This is a genomic window from Planktothrix serta PCC 8927 (assembly GCF_900010725.2).
In the GTDB taxonomy this organism is placed as follows: Bacteria; Cyanobacteriota; Cyanobacteriia; order Cyanobacteriales; family Microcoleaceae; genus Planktothrix; species Planktothrix serta.
On sequence record NZ_LR734880.1, the window covers coordinates 136,617 to 155,399 of the forward strand.

At 37.8% G+C, this 18,783-nt stretch carries 16 protein-coding genes; 7 read left to right on the top strand and 9 right to left on the bottom strand.

Going from position 1 to position 18,783, the window contains the following annotated elements:
- The first annotated feature begins 236 nt into the window (after window positions 1-236).
- Entirely contained in the window at window positions 237-1,721 is a 1,485-nt protein-coding gene (gltD, locus tag PL8927_RS22920; RefSeq protein ID WP_083625777.1) for a glutamate synthase small subunit, read from the top strand.
- 118 nt (window positions 1,722-1,839) lie between these two features.
- On the opposite strand, the gene PL8927_RS22925 is transcribed toward gltD, so the two are convergent.
- The 4 genes from PL8927_RS22925 to PL8927_RS22940 all read right to left on the bottom strand — a co-directional run bounded on the left by PL8927_RS22925 (window position 1,840) and on the right by PL8927_RS22940 (window position 3,302).
- Complete coding sequence (locus tag PL8927_RS22925) at window positions 1,840-2,055, bottom strand: hypothetical protein (RefSeq protein ID WP_083625862.1); 216 nt, start codon at window positions 2,053-2,055, stop codon at window positions 1,840-1,842.
- Window positions 2,056-2,095: 40 nt separating this feature from the next.
- Window positions 2,096-2,662, bottom strand: coding sequence for a Uma2 family endonuclease (locus PL8927_RS22930; protein WP_083625778.1), 567 nt, complete (start codon window positions 2,660-2,662; stop codon window positions 2,096-2,098).
- 119 nt (window positions 2,663-2,781) lie between these two features.
- Window positions 2,782-2,919: a hypothetical protein gene (locus PL8927_RS22935; protein ID WP_156093297.1), complete on the bottom strand. Its 138-nt coding sequence runs from the start codon at window positions 2,917-2,919 to the stop codon at window positions 2,782-2,784.
- The gene (locus tag PL8927_RS22940; protein ID WP_083625779.1) at window positions 2,916-3,302 is read right to left on the bottom strand and encodes a type II toxin-antitoxin system RelE/ParE family toxin; all 387 of its coding nucleotides are present in this window, start codon (window positions 3,300-3,302) and stop codon (window positions 2,916-2,918) included. Before PL8927_RS22940 ends, PL8927_RS22935 begins: the two co-directional genes overlap by 4 nt.
- Window positions 3,303-3,490: 188 nt before the next feature.
- Here PL8927_RS22940 and PL8927_RS22945 point away from each other — a divergent pair, with 188 nt between their 5' ends.
- The 3 genes from PL8927_RS22945 (at window position 3,491) to PL8927_RS22955 (ending at window position 7,672) form a co-directional block, all read left to right on the top strand.
- Complete coding sequence (locus PL8927_RS22945) at window positions 3,491-3,679, top strand: hypothetical protein (protein WP_083625780.1); 189 nt, start codon at window positions 3,491-3,493, stop codon at window positions 3,677-3,679.
- On the top strand, window positions 3,679-3,933 hold the full coding sequence (locus PL8927_RS22950; protein ID WP_083625781.1) for a hypothetical protein: 255 nt from the start codon (window positions 3,679-3,681) through the stop codon (window positions 3,931-3,933). Before PL8927_RS22945 ends, PL8927_RS22950 begins: the two co-directional genes overlap by 1 nt.
- A gap of 151 nt (window positions 3,934-4,084) precedes the next feature.
- Window positions 4,085-7,672, top strand: a complete 3,588-nt coding sequence (locus PL8927_RS22955; RefSeq protein ID WP_083625782.1) for a HEAT repeat domain-containing protein — start codon at window positions 4,085-4,087, stop codon at window positions 7,670-7,672.
- Between the two features lie 205 nt (window positions 7,673-7,877).
- Here PL8927_RS22955 and PL8927_RS22960 read toward each other — a convergent pair whose 3' ends face one another.
- Complete coding sequence (locus tag PL8927_RS22960) at window positions 7,878-8,339, bottom strand: CYTH domain-containing protein (RefSeq protein ID WP_083625783.1); 462 nt, start codon at window positions 8,337-8,339, stop codon at window positions 7,878-7,880.
- An 80-nt stretch (window positions 8,340-8,419) separates the two neighbouring features.
- Between PL8927_RS22960 and PL8927_RS22965 the strand changes: the two genes are divergently transcribed.
- The 3 genes from PL8927_RS22965 (at window position 8,420) to PL8927_RS22975 (ending at window position 12,132) form a co-directional block, all read left to right on the top strand.
- Window positions 8,420-8,911, top strand: coding sequence for a gluconokinase (locus PL8927_RS22965; protein WP_083625784.1), 492 nt, complete (start codon window positions 8,420-8,422; stop codon window positions 8,909-8,911).
- 13 nt (window positions 8,912-8,924) lie between these two features.
- A complete protein-coding gene (locus PL8927_RS22970) occupies window positions 8,925-10,985 on the top strand; it encodes an FAD-dependent oxidoreductase (RefSeq protein WP_083625785.1) in 2,061 nt (686 codons plus the stop codon).
- A 103-nt stretch (window positions 10,986-11,088) separates the two neighbouring features.
- Window positions 11,089-12,132, top strand: a complete 1,044-nt coding sequence (locus tag PL8927_RS22975; RefSeq protein WP_083625786.1) for an aromatic ring-hydroxylating dioxygenase subunit alpha — start codon at window positions 11,089-11,091, stop codon at window positions 12,130-12,132.
- Here PL8927_RS22975 and PL8927_RS22980 read toward each other — a convergent pair.
- The 4 genes from PL8927_RS22980 to PL8927_RS22995 all read right to left on the bottom strand — a co-directional run bounded on the left by PL8927_RS22980 (window position 12,129) and on the right by PL8927_RS22995 (window position 18,711).
- Window positions 12,129-15,413, bottom strand: coding sequence for a SpoIIE family protein phosphatase (locus PL8927_RS22980; RefSeq protein ID WP_083625787.1), 3,285 nt, complete (start codon window positions 15,411-15,413; stop codon window positions 12,129-12,131). The genes PL8927_RS22975 and PL8927_RS22980 overlap by 4 nt on opposite strands.
- Before the next feature lie 89 nt (window positions 15,414-15,502).
- The gene (locus tag PL8927_RS22985) at window positions 15,503-16,081 is read right to left on the bottom strand and encodes a UbiX family flavin prenyltransferase (RefSeq protein WP_083625788.1); all 579 of its coding nucleotides are present in this window, start codon (window positions 16,079-16,081) and stop codon (window positions 15,503-15,505) included.
- Window positions 16,082-16,139: 58 nt separating this feature from the next.
- Window positions 16,140-17,486 carry a mechanosensitive ion channel family protein gene (locus tag PL8927_RS22990; RefSeq protein ID WP_083625789.1) on the bottom strand — a complete coding sequence of 449 codons (1,347 nt, stop codon included), beginning with the start codon at window positions 17,484-17,486 and terminating at the stop codon, window positions 16,140-16,142.
- A 13-nt stretch (window positions 17,487-17,499) separates the two neighbouring features.
- Window positions 17,500-18,711 (bottom strand): sugar ABC transporter substrate-binding protein, encoded by a 1,212-nt coding sequence (locus tag PL8927_RS22995; RefSeq protein ID WP_083625790.1) that lies wholly within the window; start codon window positions 18,709-18,711, stop codon window positions 17,500-17,502.
- Window positions 18,712-18,783: the final 72 nt, after the last annotated feature.

Below are 18,783 nucleotides of genomic sequence, written 5' to 3' on the forward strand. Positions count from 1 at the left end.
AGGCAAATTAAACTATCATCAGATATTGATCTGATTTCAGGAGCCTATCTAAAAATTTCTTAATCGCTAATTTGTCATCAATTGTTGACGATTTCCAGAAAAAAACAGGCTGAAGTGTGAAAAACTAAGGGTTTAAGTCTTTCAACAACAGCCCTCTCAATATATTTAACAACCTTGACCGTGAACCGAATCAAGACTGCTAACAACCAATACTCAACAGTTTAACGGAAAAAATTATGGGAAAACCGACTGGCTTTCTGGAATATGCCCGCGAACTCGCTGCGGAACTCGCCCCTTTAGATCGGGTTGGGAATTGGGATGAATTTCATCTCCCGATGGAGGATGACAAACTTCGCACCCAAGCCGCCCGGTGTATGGACTGCGGAACACCGTTTTGTCATACGGGAACAATTATTAGTGGGATGGCCAGTGGTTGTCCGATCAATAATCTGATCCCGGAATGGAATGATTTAATTTATCGGGGACTGTGGAAAGAAGCCCTAGACCGTCTCCACAAAACCAATAATTTCCCCGAATTTACGGGTCGGGTTTGTCCGGCGCCTTGCGAGGGTTCCTGTGTTTTGGGCATTCATAACCCTCCGGTTACGATTAAAAATATTGAATGTTCGATTATTGATAAAGGCTGGGATGAAGGTTGGATCACCCCTGAACCTCCGGCCAAACGCACCGGAAAAAAAGTCGCGGTCATTGGTTCTGGCCCTGCGGGGTTATGTGCGGCGGCCCAACTGAATAAAGCGGGTCATGGGGTAACGGTATTTGAACGGGCTGACCGTCCGGGTGGCCTATTAATGTATGGTATCCCCAACATGAAACTGGATAAAGAACAGGTTGTCCTGCGACGGCTGAAGGTATTGGAAGACGAGGGGGTTAAGTTTATTTGCAATACCGAAGTCGGTAAGGACTTTCCGGCTGAAAATTTGTTAAAAGAGTTTGATGCGGTACTTTTATGTACTGGAGCCACTAAACCCAGGGATTTGCCCATTGCAGGACGGGAACTCAAGGGGATTCATTTTGCTATGGAGTTCCTCACAGCCAATACGCAAGCGGTTTTAAATAAGCAGTCAGGGAGTGATTTTATCTCCGCCCAGGGGAAAGATGTGGTGATTATCGGGGGTGGAGATACGGGCACGGACTGTGTGGGAACGTCCATTCGTCACGGTTGCAAGAGTGTGGTGCAGTTGGAAATTTTACCGAAACCTCCCTCAGAGCGGGCTGCCAATAACCCCTGGCCGGAATGGCCGAAGGTTTATAAAATGGATTACGGTCAGGAAGAAGCCGCAGCCAAATTTGGGGCTGACCCTCGTGTTTATTTAACAACGGCCACGAAGTTTGAAGGGGATGAAAATGGCAATGTTACAGCTATTCATACCGTTGAAGTGGAATGGGCGAAAAATGAGAAGGGTCAGTTTATTCCGCAGCATATTCCCGGCACAGAAAAGGTAATTCCAGCGCAATTAGTGTTATTAGCAATGGGATTTTTAGGGCCCGAACAACCGCTATTAGATACTTTAGGTTTAGAACGGGATGCCCGCAGTAATATTAAAGCTGAACATGGCAAGTATGCTACCAGTATTCCGGGGGTATTTGCGGCGGGTGATTGTCGTCGGGGCCAAAGCCTTGTGGTTTGGGCGTTTAATGAAGGTCGTGGTGCCGCCCGTGAATGTGATTTATATTTGATGGGACAGACGGATTTACCTTAATTTGTTGTTAGAAATCCCTCCTTTTTTGGGGGGATTTTTGAACCACAAAGACACGAAGACACGAAGGGGAATTTAAGTTGCGATCGCCCTACTCTTTATGTTCTCCAGTTTTCTATTCCTATAAGTCATCACCAACCCACTGACCTGCGTGTCGCAATACCGATTGACCAGAAGCAGGTTTATAGGCAATTGTTTCTGACAATAGGAGATGAATATTTTGGGAATTCTCTTGTTGTTTAATAAATTCAACAAATTTAGCAATTGTATTTAGGTTTTTAGGGGAGATTTGTAAAAGATTTTGCTCGATTTGCTTTCGCAGTTCAATAGTATTCATAATTTTAATAGAGGATAATGGGTTAAATTTAAGTCTAGGATTATTCATCTTCATCAAATACAGGAGGCCAGATTTCTGACACGACTAATTCCCATTCGGGGAGAAGATTAGGAAGGGTTAAAGTATCCCCATTTCCTAATACAATTACAGGCTGATCTGGGTGGTAAACTTCCAGTTGACAGGTATCGGGATCAATTAGAATGGCAACTTTAACCCCTTGTTGAATATAAACTTGAATTTTATCTCGGATTTTTTTGAGGCGATCGCTTTGAGATTTAACTTCAACAACTAAGTCGGGAACAAGAGTAGCAAAATAGCGAACACTACGGGGAAGGCGATCGCGCAACACAAAAGACACATCCGGTGCTTTTAGGTCACTATTGGGTAAAATAAACCCCCCTGCGGAGTCAAAAACCCGACCCAGGCGACGGGGTTTGACCCAATTGCGAAGTTGGCTGGCAAATTCTAAGGAAACTTCACTGGCGACGATATCTGATGGGCCCATAATGGTAATATTACCTTGTTCGATTTCAATTTGATAGTCCAAGCCCGCTTCACTCAGGACTGACTCGATGCGTTCTAGGTCTTTGACGGTCATTTCAGGCATGATGCAGAAGTCCAAATGGATTGTTATGACTGATTTGATGGAAAATGCGATCGCTCCTTTAACTTAACTCAAATTCTATCTTTCAGTTTTATAGCGTATTTTTTTATATTGAAATCAATTTATTTTTCCCAAAAGGCTTGATTCAATTTATTCAACTCTATTTTTTCCTTGATTTGGGCTTTTTTTTGCTCAATTTTAGCTTTTCTTTCGGGTGAAATATTCTGAATGAGTTGGTTAAATTTATGATGTCCTGTCATAATAAACCCTCGTGTTGTAGTTCTTCAATGTATTGATCATACAATCGATCAGCCATCGGGATATATTTATCATAAAATCGGTTATCTCCTGTTTTATCACCGCCAGTTAGTAATATGGCTGTGCGTCGGGGATCGAAAGCATAAAAAATTCTTAAGGGATTTCCTTGACTTTGGATGCGTAATTCTCTCAGATGAGAATGTTTTGATCCATTTACTCCCGAAGAATATGGAAAGGGTAAATTCGGCCCTTTTTCTTCTAGTAATTGGACAACAGTAATAATATCGTCTTGTTGGGTTTCACCCAAAACATCCCACCATTGACTAAATTCATCAGTATATTCGACTTCCCAGGTTACGTTAACGGGATAAGGTTGATTTGACATAGGTTTAGCCTCTCAATGCTTGACTAAACCCATTGAAAGGCTTATTTTTTATCAAGAACCCACAGCTTTCTATCAAATGCTATCAAATGCTATCAACCTTTAAAACGCTCTCTCAATTCGCCATTTTTTAGGTGTACTCGGTTAGATGATTAATCTGTGTTACAATAGTCAAAATAGTTAATTCAACAATGGGGAATCAAAACCATAAAAAAGCAATTCGTAGTTTGCAAAGGAGAATCATTGAACATGAGGATAAAATTAAAAATGAGTTAGAAAAGGATTATCCTGATCAGGGATTGATTAAACATTGGCAAACAGAAATTCGCGCTTTTGAGAAAGGAGTTCAACAAGCACTAAAACGACTGAGGAGGTTATAATGCAAATTAGCGATCGCACATCTTTTATTCAAAGTTCTACGTTAAAAATATTGTTAACTGAACTTGGAGAAGAATGTCAAACTATTCTCCAACTTTTAGATAAAATTCGGGCTGGAAATCAATTAAGCGATAGTGAAAAAGGGGAGAGTTTGGCCGAATTATTAGCAGCTATGATTCATCTACAAACCCATTGTGGCGACGATTTGCAAACATTAATTGCAGAAGAATTAGAACAGTTACCTGATACAGAATGATCAGAGTAAGATGGTTAATGATCAAGTTATCCCTCTGTAAGGGCGAGGCGCGCCTCGCCCCTACCTTGGAATTTTTAAATGATTTTAAAGATAGGGTTTTCTTTTTTAACGAATAATTGCTATAATTATTTAAAAGGATTCATGTTTTGATATGTTATCTTGGGATGAATTTTTACAAGATGTTGCAGATGCACAGGGTTTAGTGGATGCCGATGAACGCACAGTATTTTTAACTCGTTTTGCTGAAAAATATTTAAAAACAAGAGTATCAAATACTTCAATTGCTGATAAATTAGGCATCAGTAAATCTGATCTGGAACGAAAACTAGGTAAAGTTTATACTATTCTTGAAACTTCTTGCCCTGAATTGAAACCTGCAACAAAAGGTAAAATTAAGATTCTACATAGTTTTTTAACACAAGAGTATTCTAAATATCAAAAACAAGAACAAATTCCATCTCAACTCCAAACACCAGTATCCTCAATTTCTGATATTAACTGGCATCAAATCTGTCAATCTCGCCTCAACGCCTACAAAGAACGCTTTCTCAACAACCCTTTAACAACTGGAAACCACCTCAATGTTTATGTTCCTTTAGGGTTAGTGGAACCCAAACAAGAACAGGACAAGCGACAAAAACAGGAATTTAACCCAGAGGAGGGGTCACGGTTTTATCAATTAGCGGAAACGGAAATAACCAAAACCTATAACGAACCGAATCAATTTTTTGAAGAAGTATTACAAAAAGGAAATAGTAAAAGCAAAGGTCAAAAAATCGCAATTATTGGCGAACCTGGGGCGGGAAAAACAACGTTATTATATCAAATTGCCCAATGGATTTTATATAAAGAGTTAGGTTATCCGATTTTAATTCGGTTGGCGGATGTTGATAAACCATTACTAGAATATTTAACTCAAGATTGGTTACGTTATGCGACTAAAAGCACAGGGGAAGTTTCACCGGAATGGGTTTCTGCATTTGAACAATTAAGGCGGGGGGATAAGGTTTGGTTACTCCTCGATGCTATTGATGAAATGGGGATAATGTCACCTTTAGCGGATATTAATCAACAGTTAGCGAACGAATTGCATGGGTTACGGGTGGTGTTAACCTGTCGGTTGAATGTTTGGGAGGGGGAGAAAAACGCTTTAAGGGGTTTTGATGTTTATCGCAATTTAGATTTTAATTCCCAACAGATTCAGGATTTTATTGAACAATGGTTTAAGGATAAAACCCAGAGTCAGGAGTTATTAAAACAGTTAAAAGAACCCAACAAAACCCGCATTAATGATTTAATTAAAAATCCCCTGCGGTTAGCATTATTATGTCGGACTTGGAAACGGGGGCAAAAATTACCCGAAACCCAAGCCGGACTGTATCAACGGTTGGTTAATAGTCATTATCAATGGAAGGATGAACACAAACCGTTTCAAATTCCTGAAGATGTGCAAGAATATCTCCATAAACAGTTAGGAAAATTAGCGAAAACCGCGATAAACCGTGAACAATATCGGTTTCGTTTAGAGGAAAAATTCCTTGAACAGTATTTAGGAAAACGGCATCCGTCAAATTCTCAGCCGAAGTCTCTATTTGATTGGGCGTTAAAATTAGGATGGTTAAATTGGGTGGGGTTAGCATCCGTTGAGGAAAGGGATTCTGATCAAGCGGTTTATGCGTTTTTCCATCCCACGTTTCAGGAATATTTTGCAGCTTTAGCGATTAAGGATTGGGATTATTTCTTACCTCGAAATCATGTCAATTGTCCGATGGAGGGGAAAGAGTATCGCATTTTTCAACCCCAATGGAAACAGGTAATTTTATTATGGTTGGGGCGGGATGATGTGGAGATAGAAGAGAAAGAGGCGTTTATTCAGAAGTTAGTTAGTTTTGATGATGGGTGTGGAGATAGTAATTTTTATGGGAATCGTACCTATTTTTTAGCTGCTGCGGGAATTAATGAGTTTAAACAATGCAGTTTATCGGATGAAATTGTAAAACAGATTGTTCAATGGGGTTTTGGTTATTTTGATATTGAGAAGCAAAAATGGATAACTTTTATTGATCCACTTGAGGAAGGTTCAATAACAGTATTACCAGAGACAATTAGAGAAAAAGCGATCGCTAATTTAATTCAAGTCTTAGAAACTACTGAGAATGAATCTACTCGCAGGAGGGTTGCCTATAGTTTAGGGGATATTGCTGGTAGAAATGAGTTAGCAATACGAGAGTTAATTCGGGTCTTAAAAATCACTGAGAATGGATTTACTTACAGGTCGTTAGCCGAGAGTTTAGGGGAAATTGCCGTTGGAAATGAGTTAGCAATAGGGGAGTTAATTCGGGTATTAAAAACCACTGAGAATGAAGAGAATTGCTGGAGGGTTGCCGAGAGTTTAAGCGAAATTGCCGTTGGAAATGAGTTAGCAATAGGGGAGTTGATTCGGGTATTAGAAACCACTGAATCTGAATCTACTCGCAGGATAGTTGCCTATAGTTTAGGGGAAATTGCCGTTGGAAATGAGTTAGCAAAAAAGGAGTTAATTCGGGTATTACAAACCACTCAATCTGAAAATAATCGCCAGTTATTTGCCTGGAAATTAGGGAAAATTAACCCTGGAAATGAGTTAGCAAGAAAGGAGTTGATTCGGGTATTACAAACCACTCAATCTGAAAATAATCGCAGGATAGTTGCCTCTATTTTAGGCGAAATTAACCCTGGAAATGAGTTAGCAATAAGGGAGTTAATTCGGATCTTAGAAACCACTCAATCTGAAAATAATCGCAGCATTGTTGCCTGGAGTTTAGGGGAAATTGCCGTTGGAAATGAGTTAGCAATAAGGGAGTTAATTCGGATCTTAAAAACCACTCAATCTGAAAATAATCGCAGGATAGTTGCCTCTATTTTAGAAAAAATTTCCATTGGAAATGATTTAACAATAGGGGTATTAACTCAGGTTTTAGAAATTACTAATGATGAAGAAACTCGCAGCAAGGTTGCCTATAGTTTAGGGGAAATTGCTGTTAGAAATGAGTTAGCAATAGAGGCGTTAATTCAGATCTTAGAAACCACTGAAAATGAAGAGACTTGCAGGAGAATTGCCAAGATTTTAGGAAAAATTGCCGTTGGAAATGAGTTAGCAAGAGGAGCATTAATTCGGATCTTAGAAACCACTAAAAATGAAGAGACTCAGTGGATTTTTGCCGGGAGTTTAGGAGAAATTGACCCTGGAAATAAGTTAGCAAGAAGGGCATTAATTCGGATTTTGGAAACTACTGAGTCTGAATCTAATCGTTGGATTGTTGCTTATAGTTTAGGGGAAATTTACCCTGGAAATAAGTTAGCGATAGGGACGTTAATTCAGGTCTTAGAAACCACTGAGTCTGAAAATACTCGCTGGACAGTTACCAAGAGTTTAGAGAAAATTGCCGTTGGAAATGAGTTAGCAATAAAGGCGTTAATTCAGGTCTTAGAAACTACTGAGAAGGAATCTACTCGCAGGACGGCTACCGAGAGTTTAGAGAAAATAATCCAAACAGAAGAACAATATACAGATGTGGTTTTTGCCCTCAAACATAACCTAACTAATAAAGTTCTCAACAATAATTTTGATCTCTATATAAAATGCTGCGATGTTCTCTGGAAATGCGCCCAAAATCTACCTTATCCCAAATTTTATCAAGCATGGCATCACAACACCCTGACCCCCAATTCTAATAATAACAGTTGTCATTCTGAGTGAAGCGAAGAATCTCGGAGATCCTTCGCTTCACTGCGTTCCGCTCAGGATGACATTATTAAAGATGGGTTCCGCTCAGGATGACATTATCAAGAATAGTGAAATTACCGATAATACCCCCGTTGGCAATACTCTAAAGGTACGACTTGAGTTTAATTCTTGATTTTGTTAACTTTAAATTGTTGGGAAGAAAGCCCTGAAGGGCTTACTACGGTTTGAAGGGGTTTTTAACTAAATTAACGTTATAATATCGGGGATCGGAGGTGACTTCTTCTGCGATCCAGTGGGGAATATCAATATTTTGATCTTCTGTTTCTAGTTCCACTTCTGCTAAGATTAATCCTTGATTTTCTCCCGAAAATTCATCTACTTCCCAGATTAAATCCCCCATTAAAATTTTATATCGTGTTTTTTCAATTAAGGGGCGATCGCATAATGTTTCTAATAATTCTTGAGCATCCTCAACGGGGATTTTATACTCGAATTCCGCCCGACTACTTCCCGTTGTTAAACCTTTAATGGTTAAATAGCCCTGATTTCCTACCACACGCACCCGAACAGTTCGCCCGTTGTAGTTAGCAATATAGCCTTGACGATAGATTTCTGCAACCCCTAGCGATCGCCATTCATCCCCTTTGACTAAAAATTTGCGTTCAATTTCCGTTCCCATTTGCAGTGATTAAAAAAATCAGTTATACCTTATTTTAGCACAAATTTTTTATCTTGCATATTTTTCTATTGGGGTCAAAAATGGTTATTTTAGTGATGGGGGTTTCCGGTTCTGGGAAATCTACAATTGGTCAACTTCTGGCGGAGTCTTTGCATTGGCAATTTAGCGATGCGGATGCTTTTCATGCTTCTGAAAGTATTGCTAAAATGCAGAAAAATATCCCGTTGTTGGATAGTGATCGAATGCCTTGGTTAATGCAGCTTCAAAAGGCCATTGACAACTGGCTAAAAACTGATCAAAATGTTGTTTTAGCTTGTTCTGCGTTGAAAGATTCCTATCGTCAACTATTGTGGCGAGATCCTCAGCAAATGCGCTTAGTGTATTTAAAAGGGCCAGAAAAATTAATTCAACAACGGCTCCAAAGTCGGTATAATCATTTTATGTCTGCTGATCTTCTGGATACTCAATTAGACAGTTTAGAAGAACCTAAAACCGCCTTATATGTTGATATTTCCGATTCCCCCTTAGAAATTGTAGCTCAAATTCAAACCTATTTGCAGTTACAACCTTAAGTTTACTCTATCCATGACTGAACAATTTAACTCCTCTTTATTTTCTAGTGTTTCTCGTCGTTCTGTTCTCAAATTTTTAGGCGTTGGTGCGGTTAGTGGGGTGTTAGGATATTCTCGATTTCATAAACCTGAACCCGCTATTTTTCAGCCGGATATCATTAATTTACCACAATTTTTAACCCAACCGAAACACGTTGTTATTGTGGGAGGAGGATTAGCCGGATTAGCTTGTGCATATCAACTCAGCCAACGGGGATTTAAAGTCACTTTATTAGAAAAATCTCCTCAATTGGGCGGTAAAATTGCCAGTTGGGATATTCAAGTGGGGGATAAAACCTTTAAGATGGAGCATGGATTTCATGGGTTTTTTCCTCAATATTATAACTTGAATTCTTTGGTTCAAGAGGTTAATATTCAAGATAATTTTGTCTCCTTAGAATCCTATGCGGTTGTTTTTAGAAATAACCAATATCAACCCGAAGTATTCCGTCCCAGTCATTCTGCTTTTCCTTGGAATGTGGTTGATTTGGGGGTATCTTCTCCTAATCGTTTAAACTGGGGAATTAATTTAACCCATCTCAATCATTGGAAAGTATTTCGAGAGATTGGAGGGTTTAAAATTCCTAATAGTTATCAACGCTTAGATGAGATTTCTGTTGCAGATTGGGTGCGTGAAGATTTCCCTCAAGGATTATATGATTTATATTTTCTTCCCTTTGCTAAATCGAGTTTAAATGCACCCGATAAACTCAGTGTGGGGGAACTGATGCAGTTTTTTCATTTCTATTTTTTTGGGAATCCTGAAGGGTTAGCATTTAATGGAACTCGTCAAGATATGGGAACCAGTTTAGTCCAACCTTTAGTTAATGCAATTCAAGAAAAAGGCGGAGAAATTTTAACGGAAGTTACCGTTAGTAATTTTAACTGGAATCAAGGAAAAATTGACTCGATTACTTATTTTCAAGGGAATGGGATTAATACAGTTCCCTTTTGGGTCAAATCCAATCCAATTTTATCATCTAAAGAGTTTGAATATTTTGGCAATGCTGATGATGTCTATGCAGTATCAACCCATCAAAATCAAGCCATTTCTTTACATTGTACTCATCAAGGTTGTACCGTAAAAATGGCAGAGGATGGATATTTTCACTGTCCTTGTCATGGGGCAATTTTTGATCAGAATGGTCAGGTGATTTCTGGCCCTGCTGAACGGGATTTACCCCAGTATAACGTTATCCAAAGACAGGATGATCAAGTGGAATTAGTGGGTATTTATTCTGATCAATTAGACCAAGAAATCACCCAACCCCCCAAAAAATGGGGGGAGGAGGGAAACTTTAAACGAGGGGTAAGTGATTCTGATGATAATACAACAGCAGCAAATTCATCTGTTATCCCTGCTACAAATTCTCCTCAAATAATGCAGGCGGATTATTATGTATTGGCGACGGATATTCCAGGGACGCAACGCTTATTTACAATCATGACTGGGGAGATTAATTCGCAGGTTAAGCAACAAATTGAACAATTAAAAGTTGCTGACCCCTTTGCGGTTTGTCGGTTTTGGTTTGACCGAGATTTCCCTTGGGAATATAGCCATTTTACCTCCTTATCGGGTTACGATTTAACCGATAGTATTACCCTTTATCATCGTATCCAAGAGGAATATATTAAATGGCATGAACAAACGGGAGGGAGTGTTGTAGAATTACACGCTTATTGTTATAAAGAAACTGAATTTCCGACTCAAGAAGTGTTGTTAACAACCTTTGAACAGGAACTTTATGAAATTGTCCCCGAATTAAAAACGGCTACCCTATTACATCGAGAATTAGTTAATCAGAAAAATTTTGCCGGATATCCCCCCGGAAGTTATGCTAATCGTCCGGTGACAAATTCTGGGGTTTCTAATTTAATATTTGCCGGAGATTGGGTAAAAATGCCCTTTCCCTGTGGTTTAATGGAAAGGGCTGTGAGTAGTGGATTATTAGCTGCTAATGAAATTTTACAGCAGGAAGGTTTGCAAAGGCGATCGCTTTTTTCTGTTACTCCCGAAGGCTTTCTCAAGCTCTAAAAACTGCCATCATTGATAGTTATTTTGCCTTTCTTCGTGCCTTTGTGGTTTCTTCAGAAATCCCCAGTACCTCACCCGACTAAAAACCTCTATCGTTAAGAAGATGAATCAATCCAATATTAATCCTATTCGACAGTTAGGAATTAACCTCAATCATTGGTATGTTGTTGCCACCAGTAAAGAGGTAAAAAATCAACCCCTAGGAGTGCAATTATGGAATCAAAATATTGTTTTATTTCGAGATAGTTTAGGAACAGTTCACGCCCTAGAAAATCGCTGTCCCCATCGACACGTTAAATTGAGTCATGGTAAAATTATTGAAAATAATTTAGAATGTACTTATCACGGCTGGCAATTTAATTGTCAGGGAGAATGTGTCACGGTTCCCTATTTAGAAAAGGATCAAAAACTACCGAAAAATTGTAAAATCAAAGCCTATCCAGTTCAAGAAAAACAGGGTTTTATTTGGGTTTTTCCAGGGGATAATCCTGATTTAATTCAACCCTTAGCAATTCCAGAATGGGATGATTTGAATTATATTGCCACGGTTTCAGTGATTCATTGTCAAGGGCATTTTTCCTTTTTAATCGAAAATTTAATGGATATGTATCATGGACATTTACACCAAGATTGGCAAGCGTGGACAGATGCTATGTTAGACAAAATAGAAGCAGATGAAAACCGAGTTGATGCCTATTATTTAGCTCAGAGTTATTATAAAATTGATAAAATTTGGTCAATTTCCCAGCTATTTTTTCCGGCTTTAAGAAAACTTCATCCTGAACCTTTAACGGTGAGTTATATTTATCCTCACTGGGTTTCAACATTAGGAGAATATTTTAAAATCTACTGTTTATTTTGCCCAATTAGTTTAACAGAAACCCGTGCTTATTTAATCCATTTTACCTCTTTAAATGCCTTTTGGCGACTGCATAAACTCCCAATAAAATTTAGGAAATTTGTGAAAGATTTATGTTTTGGTTCAGCACAACAACTCTTAGATGGGTTAGTTAAACAGGATGTTTTAATGATTAAACAAGAACAACAGGCGTATTTACAACATCCCCAATGTCAAGGGTATGAATTTAATCGTACTATTAGAAGTGTTCAACGGTTAATTCAACGTCAAGCTGAACCTTCAACCTAAGCTTTTTGTTTCAAAATTAATAAGGTAATATCATCAAACTGTTTTTGTTCACCCCGAAACGTGATCACATCATTAATCACGGCTTGTTTAATTTCTTCTATCGGGTTTTGCCAATTTTGAGAAATCACATCACAAAGTCTATCCAGTCCATACTGTTGTTTATCAAGATTAAATGTTTCCGTAATTCCATCGGTATATAAAACCACTCCATCTCCGGTTTTTAACTCAACCGTTGTGGAATTAATAAACTCCGTAATATTTTTATCTAACGCAATTGGAATTCCTAAATCAATGGTATCAATTCGTTCAATTTCCCCATCACAACGAACAATCAAAATTTCTTCATGTTGTCCACTAACGGTTAATAAACCTTGATAATAATTTAAAATCGCTAAAGTTAAATTTCTATCAACATTCATCCGTTCAACATTTTTATAAAGCGTATTATTAAGAATACTTAAAAATTGGATAGGGTCAGTTTCTCGAATTTCTGTGAGTGTGCGAATTCCCATTTGAGCCATTAACATTAAAATTCCACTTTCTAACCCATGTCCGGTGACATCTCCGATTCCCAACGTCACAACACCATCAGTTTCTAAAACATCATAATAATCTCCCCCAACTTCCTCCGCAGGTTCCATAAATCCTACAATTTCTAATTCAGAAATCATAGCAAGTTCTTCAGGTTTGGGTAAAATCATTTGTTGTAAACGACGAGTTACTTCTAATTCTGTTGCTAACCGTAAATTTTCAGCGTGGAGACGACTAACATTAACATGGGTACGAATTCTGGCTAAAAGTTCATCCTTCGCAAAGGGTTTCATCATATAATCATTTGCACCCACATTTAACCCTGTTACGACATCTTGCACTTGAGTTTTAGCCGTTAATAAAATAATCGGTAATTCAGTAGCATCGAACTGTTCTCGGAGTTTTTGAGTGACTTCATACCCGGTAATTTTAGGCATCATCACATCTAATAACATCACATCAACTTTCAGTCCGTTTTTAATTAATTCTAAGGCTTCTTCGCCATTGCTGGCTTGAAAAACTGCATAATGATGTAAGGAAAGATTATTGAATAAAACCTGACGATTCACAATTTCATCATCCACAATTAAAATTTTAATGGTTTCTGGAGAATGGTTAATTGACGGTTGAGAAAAACCAGGACTAACGGCTAATAATGTATTAAGTTGTATGGGTTGTAGAGAATTTTTAATCGAGTTTTCCGTAGGAATTTTAAGGGCATTTTCAGCAAGGGGAAGGGTAAAGGTAAATTGAGAACCCACACCTAATTCCGATTCAACGGTTACTTGTCCCCCATGTAATTCAACTAATTGTTTAGTAATGGTTAATCCTAATCCCGTACCACCATATTCTCTAGCGGTAGAACCTTCCGCTTGTTCAAAGGATTCAAAAATTCGATCTAATTTATTAGCAGCAATGCCTATTCCAGTGTCAGAAATAGTAATTGCTATTTGAGATTTTTCTGTTTCAGACAAAATTCGGGCTGAAATTTCTACAATTCCTTCGGGGGTAAATTTTATGGCATTTCCAATTAAATTATAGAGAATTTGTTGTAAGCGATTTTCGTCGGCTTCTGCTAGGGGAAAATCAACGGGAATTCGATTAATGAGATGTAAATTCTTTTGAGTAATTAGAGATTGACTCAGGATTAAAACTGCATCAACAATGACACGAATATCAACAGGTCGCAGTTGCAGTTCTATATTTTGGTAACGCAGTTTAGAGAAGTCTAAAAGGTCATTGACTAAACTAGATAAACGGCGACCACTCGCAGCAATCATGGCTAAATTGCTGTTAGTTTGGGGGGGTAATTCTCCCGTTGCGCCATCGATTAAAGATTCAGCAATTCCAATAATTCCATTCAAAGGTGTTCGGAGTTCATGGGAGGTATTCGCTAGAAATTCATCTTTTAATTGATCTAAATGTTGCAGTTCTTGATTTTTAGATTCTAAAATTGTAAAGGATTCTTTTAACTGTTTTGCCATGCGATTAAAGGATTTCGCTAATTGACCTAATTCATCTTTTCGTTTGAGATTAAGGGTTTGTTTCCATTCTCCTTGAGCAATTTGTTTCGCTGCAACATTTAACTGTAAAATTGGTTTGACAATCCATTGTGCGGTTAATAATCCTATTAATGTGGCTCCTAATAAGGCTAAACTACATAAAATAATTGTGGTACGAGTATTAGCATTAATTTGTTCCATAAAATCCGATTCAGGAACAACTACAAGAATTAACCAATTAACGGTTTTTCCTTTATTGAAGGGTAATATTTTAACAAAATAGCGTTCACGCTTCCAAGTAAATTCGAGATCTTTTCCTTGTTTAATATTGTTCAGATTCCCTTGAGTTTGACTTAAATAGTTTGCTGTGGCTTGGGTTAAGGAATTTTGACTATTAATAGCGGGAAATAACTGTCTTTCGTTATTAATTTCTTGAAAAGGTTTTTCTAAGGTTGATGTTGCTAATAAAGTTCCCTCACTATCGATTAAAAAGGTTTGTCCTGATTTTCCTACCTTTAATCGATTTAAAAAATCTCCAATTCCATCTAACCGTAAAGCGGTATTGAGAACTCCTTGAACTTGTTGGGTTTGAGGATTATAAACGGGAAGCAAAGCACTCATTAATAACGTCGGTTCTAATAGGGATAAATAAACCGAACTCCAAGTCGCTTCTCCCGCTTTAACGGCATCTTGATACCAAACTCCTTTGCGAGTGTCAAAATCTTTAACAATTGTTGCAACTTCTGTGCGATCGCCTTGATTATTGGTTTGATAAGAATAGAAATCAAAATTAGTAAATGTATCAACAACATTAATTCTTAAAGACCCATCACCTAACTGTTCTCCTGTGCGTTCCTGACCCGCAGCATTGGTAATTTTAATAAAATTAATATCAGGATAAATTTGAACTTGTCCCCAGAGATATTTTTCCCAAGGGTTTAAATTTTCAAAGGTTAAAATTCCTGAGCGAATTAAATTTAAGTTCGTTTGATTAATCTTTTCAGGAATGGCTAAATAGGCTTCTAAATTTTGTTCAACTCTAGCACTAATTTCATTTTGTAACTGACTCACAACTTGATTAACGGCTTTCTGTCCAGCATAAAAAGATAGCCATCCCACAATGCCAACAGCCCCAAAAATTTGCAGTAAAAAGGGTACAATTAAAATAGTTCGGATCGGAATTGGATGGCGACTTTTCCGAACAATCTTAATCCAGATTAACTCAAATTTAGGTAAGGAAATAGACATTGATGATAAAAAGTTGTGGTGTTTGCGTGGAGAGAAAGAATAGGCAATAAATCAATCAATTAACTCTTACACTGATAACTGATAACTGATTACTGATTACTGATTCCCTCCCAACGTTTCATCTGGTTTACATCAATATCAAATAGGTCAAGGACGCGACAAACAGTATTCGTGACCATCTGATCAATTGATTCTGGCATCGTATAAAATGCAGGAACCGGAGGCATAATAATTCCCCCACATTCAGTCACGGATAACATATTTTTGAGATGAATTGCATGGAGAGGCGTTTCTCGCACCATTAACACTAACCGACGACGTTCTTTGAGCACCACATCCGCCGCGCGAGTTAGGAGGTTACTGGTGACACCCGTAGCAATTTCAGCTAAGGTTTTCATGGAGCAAGGAAGGATCACCATCCCCATCGTGCGGAACGAACCACTGGATATTGCCGCCCCCACATCATTGATAGAATAGCTCACGCTGGCCAGATTGTGAAGTTCTTTGGTATCCATCTCTAACTCATGGGCTCTGGTGATTTCTCCCGCACGGGAAACGACGAGATGGGTTTCTACATCCGTTTCTTGTAGCAGTTCCAACAAACGCACCGCATAAATAATACCACTCGCCCCACTAATACCAACGATGAGACGTTTAGAACTGGTCATGTTATTGGCGGTTTCCTAATCTGAATTCTTTTATTTTAAACCTAAATAAACAGGTTTTTCAAGAAACTTCCTTTCTGATATCACTGCGAATATGTAAATCCCGTTGAGGATAGGGAATTTCAATATTGTTCTCCGCAAAAGTTTTCCAAATTTCACAAGAAATTTCACTCATAATTCGTTTACCTCCGATAGGAGTTGCTAACCAAACAGCAATCTCAAAATCTAAACTAGATTCTCCAAAATTGATCAAATTGACTAAAGGAGCAGGATCATTTAAAACTTCAGGATGTTCATAAATAATTTTTAATAAAATCTCGATTACTTGTTGAGGATTACAATCATAACTTGTTCCCACTATTAAGCAGCGACGCACCCGACGATCACTCCCTGTCATCGTTTTAAGTTCTTGGGTAAAAAAGATTTGATTCGGAATAATTTTTTCAGAATTATCTGTCATCACTTGGACTGTTGTGGCTCGAATACTTACTTTTTTAACTTCACTCAATTCTCCGCCAATTTCAATAATATCTCCCGGTCTTAAAGAACCCTCAAACAAGAGAAATATTCCACTAATTAAATCACTAAAAATCTCTTTTAAACCAAAGCCAAGACCAACGGATAATCCTCCTGTAATTGCTGCAAAAGCTGTGGGATTAAACCCAATATATCCAATCACAATCACTATCCCTAAACCGATTAAAAAATAACGAATTAAAATCAAAGAAGCTTGAAATGCACCGGAATCTAGTTCGGTTTTATCAACAATAACTTGCAAAATCACATATTGGAAAATACTCACAGCCACTATCCAAAAATATAACCCCACTGTACTGATAAAAATCCCTCCTAGGGTGATGGGGCTGTTAAATAAATTGATCACCTCGACTTGCATTAGTTGATTGATATCTACAAATAAACTTAAAATTTCTCTCAAAACATATAAAATAAATATTGGTCTAAAAAAATAGAATTTGTACTCTTTAACCCGATGAAGCGGAACAAATAGACATAATCCAATTACAAAAACTCGATAGAATAGATAAACCCATAAAAGCTGGATGGCGATACTCAGGAGTCCTGTTATCCATCCTTGAGTCGTTAATAAATTCTGAACTAAAGTTAATAAAATTAAGTTAAATCCCCTGCCAATTAGCTCTGGAATCAAGCATAATCCACACCAATAAGGAGCTAATATTGTTTCTTCTTCCAGAGCTTTATTCAGAGTAATTGTAAATTGTTTAAATTGCTGTTTAATTTTTTTTCTTACCCCATAGGATAAGCCATGACTCAATAAAATTGAGATCAAAATCACCCCCAGTTGAATTTGGACTGGAAACCGATCCAAAAAAATCAATAATTTAGTAATTTGATCAACAATAAATGTTAAATTGGGTTGATTAGACATATCGAATTTTATTTTAGGGTTGACTCAATTTCTGATTAACCGTTTCAACAATTTTCTGAGTGGCATCTTCAGGAGTAATACTTCCTGCTAACACTTGAGGATATAAACTATTGCCCTCTTTCACCCACATACGAGCCGATTTAACTTGGTCTAAAGGAATTGCGATCGCGGTTTTAGCTTGCTGGACTAATATCGCTTCTATTGGGAACAAACGACTATTAACATTGATATTTTTATGAGCCGGAATAAAAGAGCCTTGTAGTATTGTTAACCGCTTGCGAATCTGTTCTCGGTTTGTAAAAAATTGAGCTAATTGTAGGGATAACTTTTGTTGTTCAGGACTCGACATTCGATTAAACAAAATCACACGAGAATAGAGAAAAGGCCCTGCGGGATTGTTTCCTTCCCCTGGTAATAGGGCGACACCCAAGTTATCTTTCCCTAAAGCTTGGCTATAGTTTGCGAACTGGGAAGAATCACAAAAAACATAGGCTAATCGGTTATTAATAAACGCTTGTTCTAACTCCTCAATACTCTCGGTAAAAATCATATTAGGTTCATTTTGGGCAGTTTTTAGCCACTCTATCCATTTTGTCCAAATCTTTTGATCAAAAACAAAATTACCTTGAGCATCAAAGGATTTCCCCCCAAAAGCCTGCACCCCCCAAAAAGTGTTTATAAAGTTAGATAATATCCCCACCGAGTAACCCGTCTTTGCTTGTTCTAGAAGTTCCGTTAAGGTTTTAGGCGCCGACTTAACTTTCTTTTTGTTATAGCAAAGAGTTTGAGTCATCACCGAGGTGGGTATACCATACATTTTTCCTTGATAGCGAACATGACTAATCGCCGTAGGAAGATACCCAGAAAAGTCAAAGTCTTGAATCACCGGAATCAAATTATCCTGAATTAAACCCGGAATCACCCCAGAAGCAGTAAATAAAAAATCGGGCCCTAAACCTCGATTTGCCTGGACGCGGAATTGTTTCTCTAATTGCTCACTTGGAATATATTCACTAACAATCCTAACGTCAGGATAGATTCGCATATAATCCTTAAAGGACTCTTGCATCATTTCCTTGATTTGACCCTCAAAGGAATGCCAAACTAAAATCTGTCCCTGAATTGATTCTCCCTTCGACTCAGAAATTTTCTCTGAACCCTTGGGACTACAACCTGTCAGAAATATTAATACTAAGACAATTAACTGTAAAAAACGGTAACGCAATTAATTTTCCTACTCCCTAAACTAAATATTGAAACATTCTATAGCAATCAGCAACTTAGTCTCTACAACTTC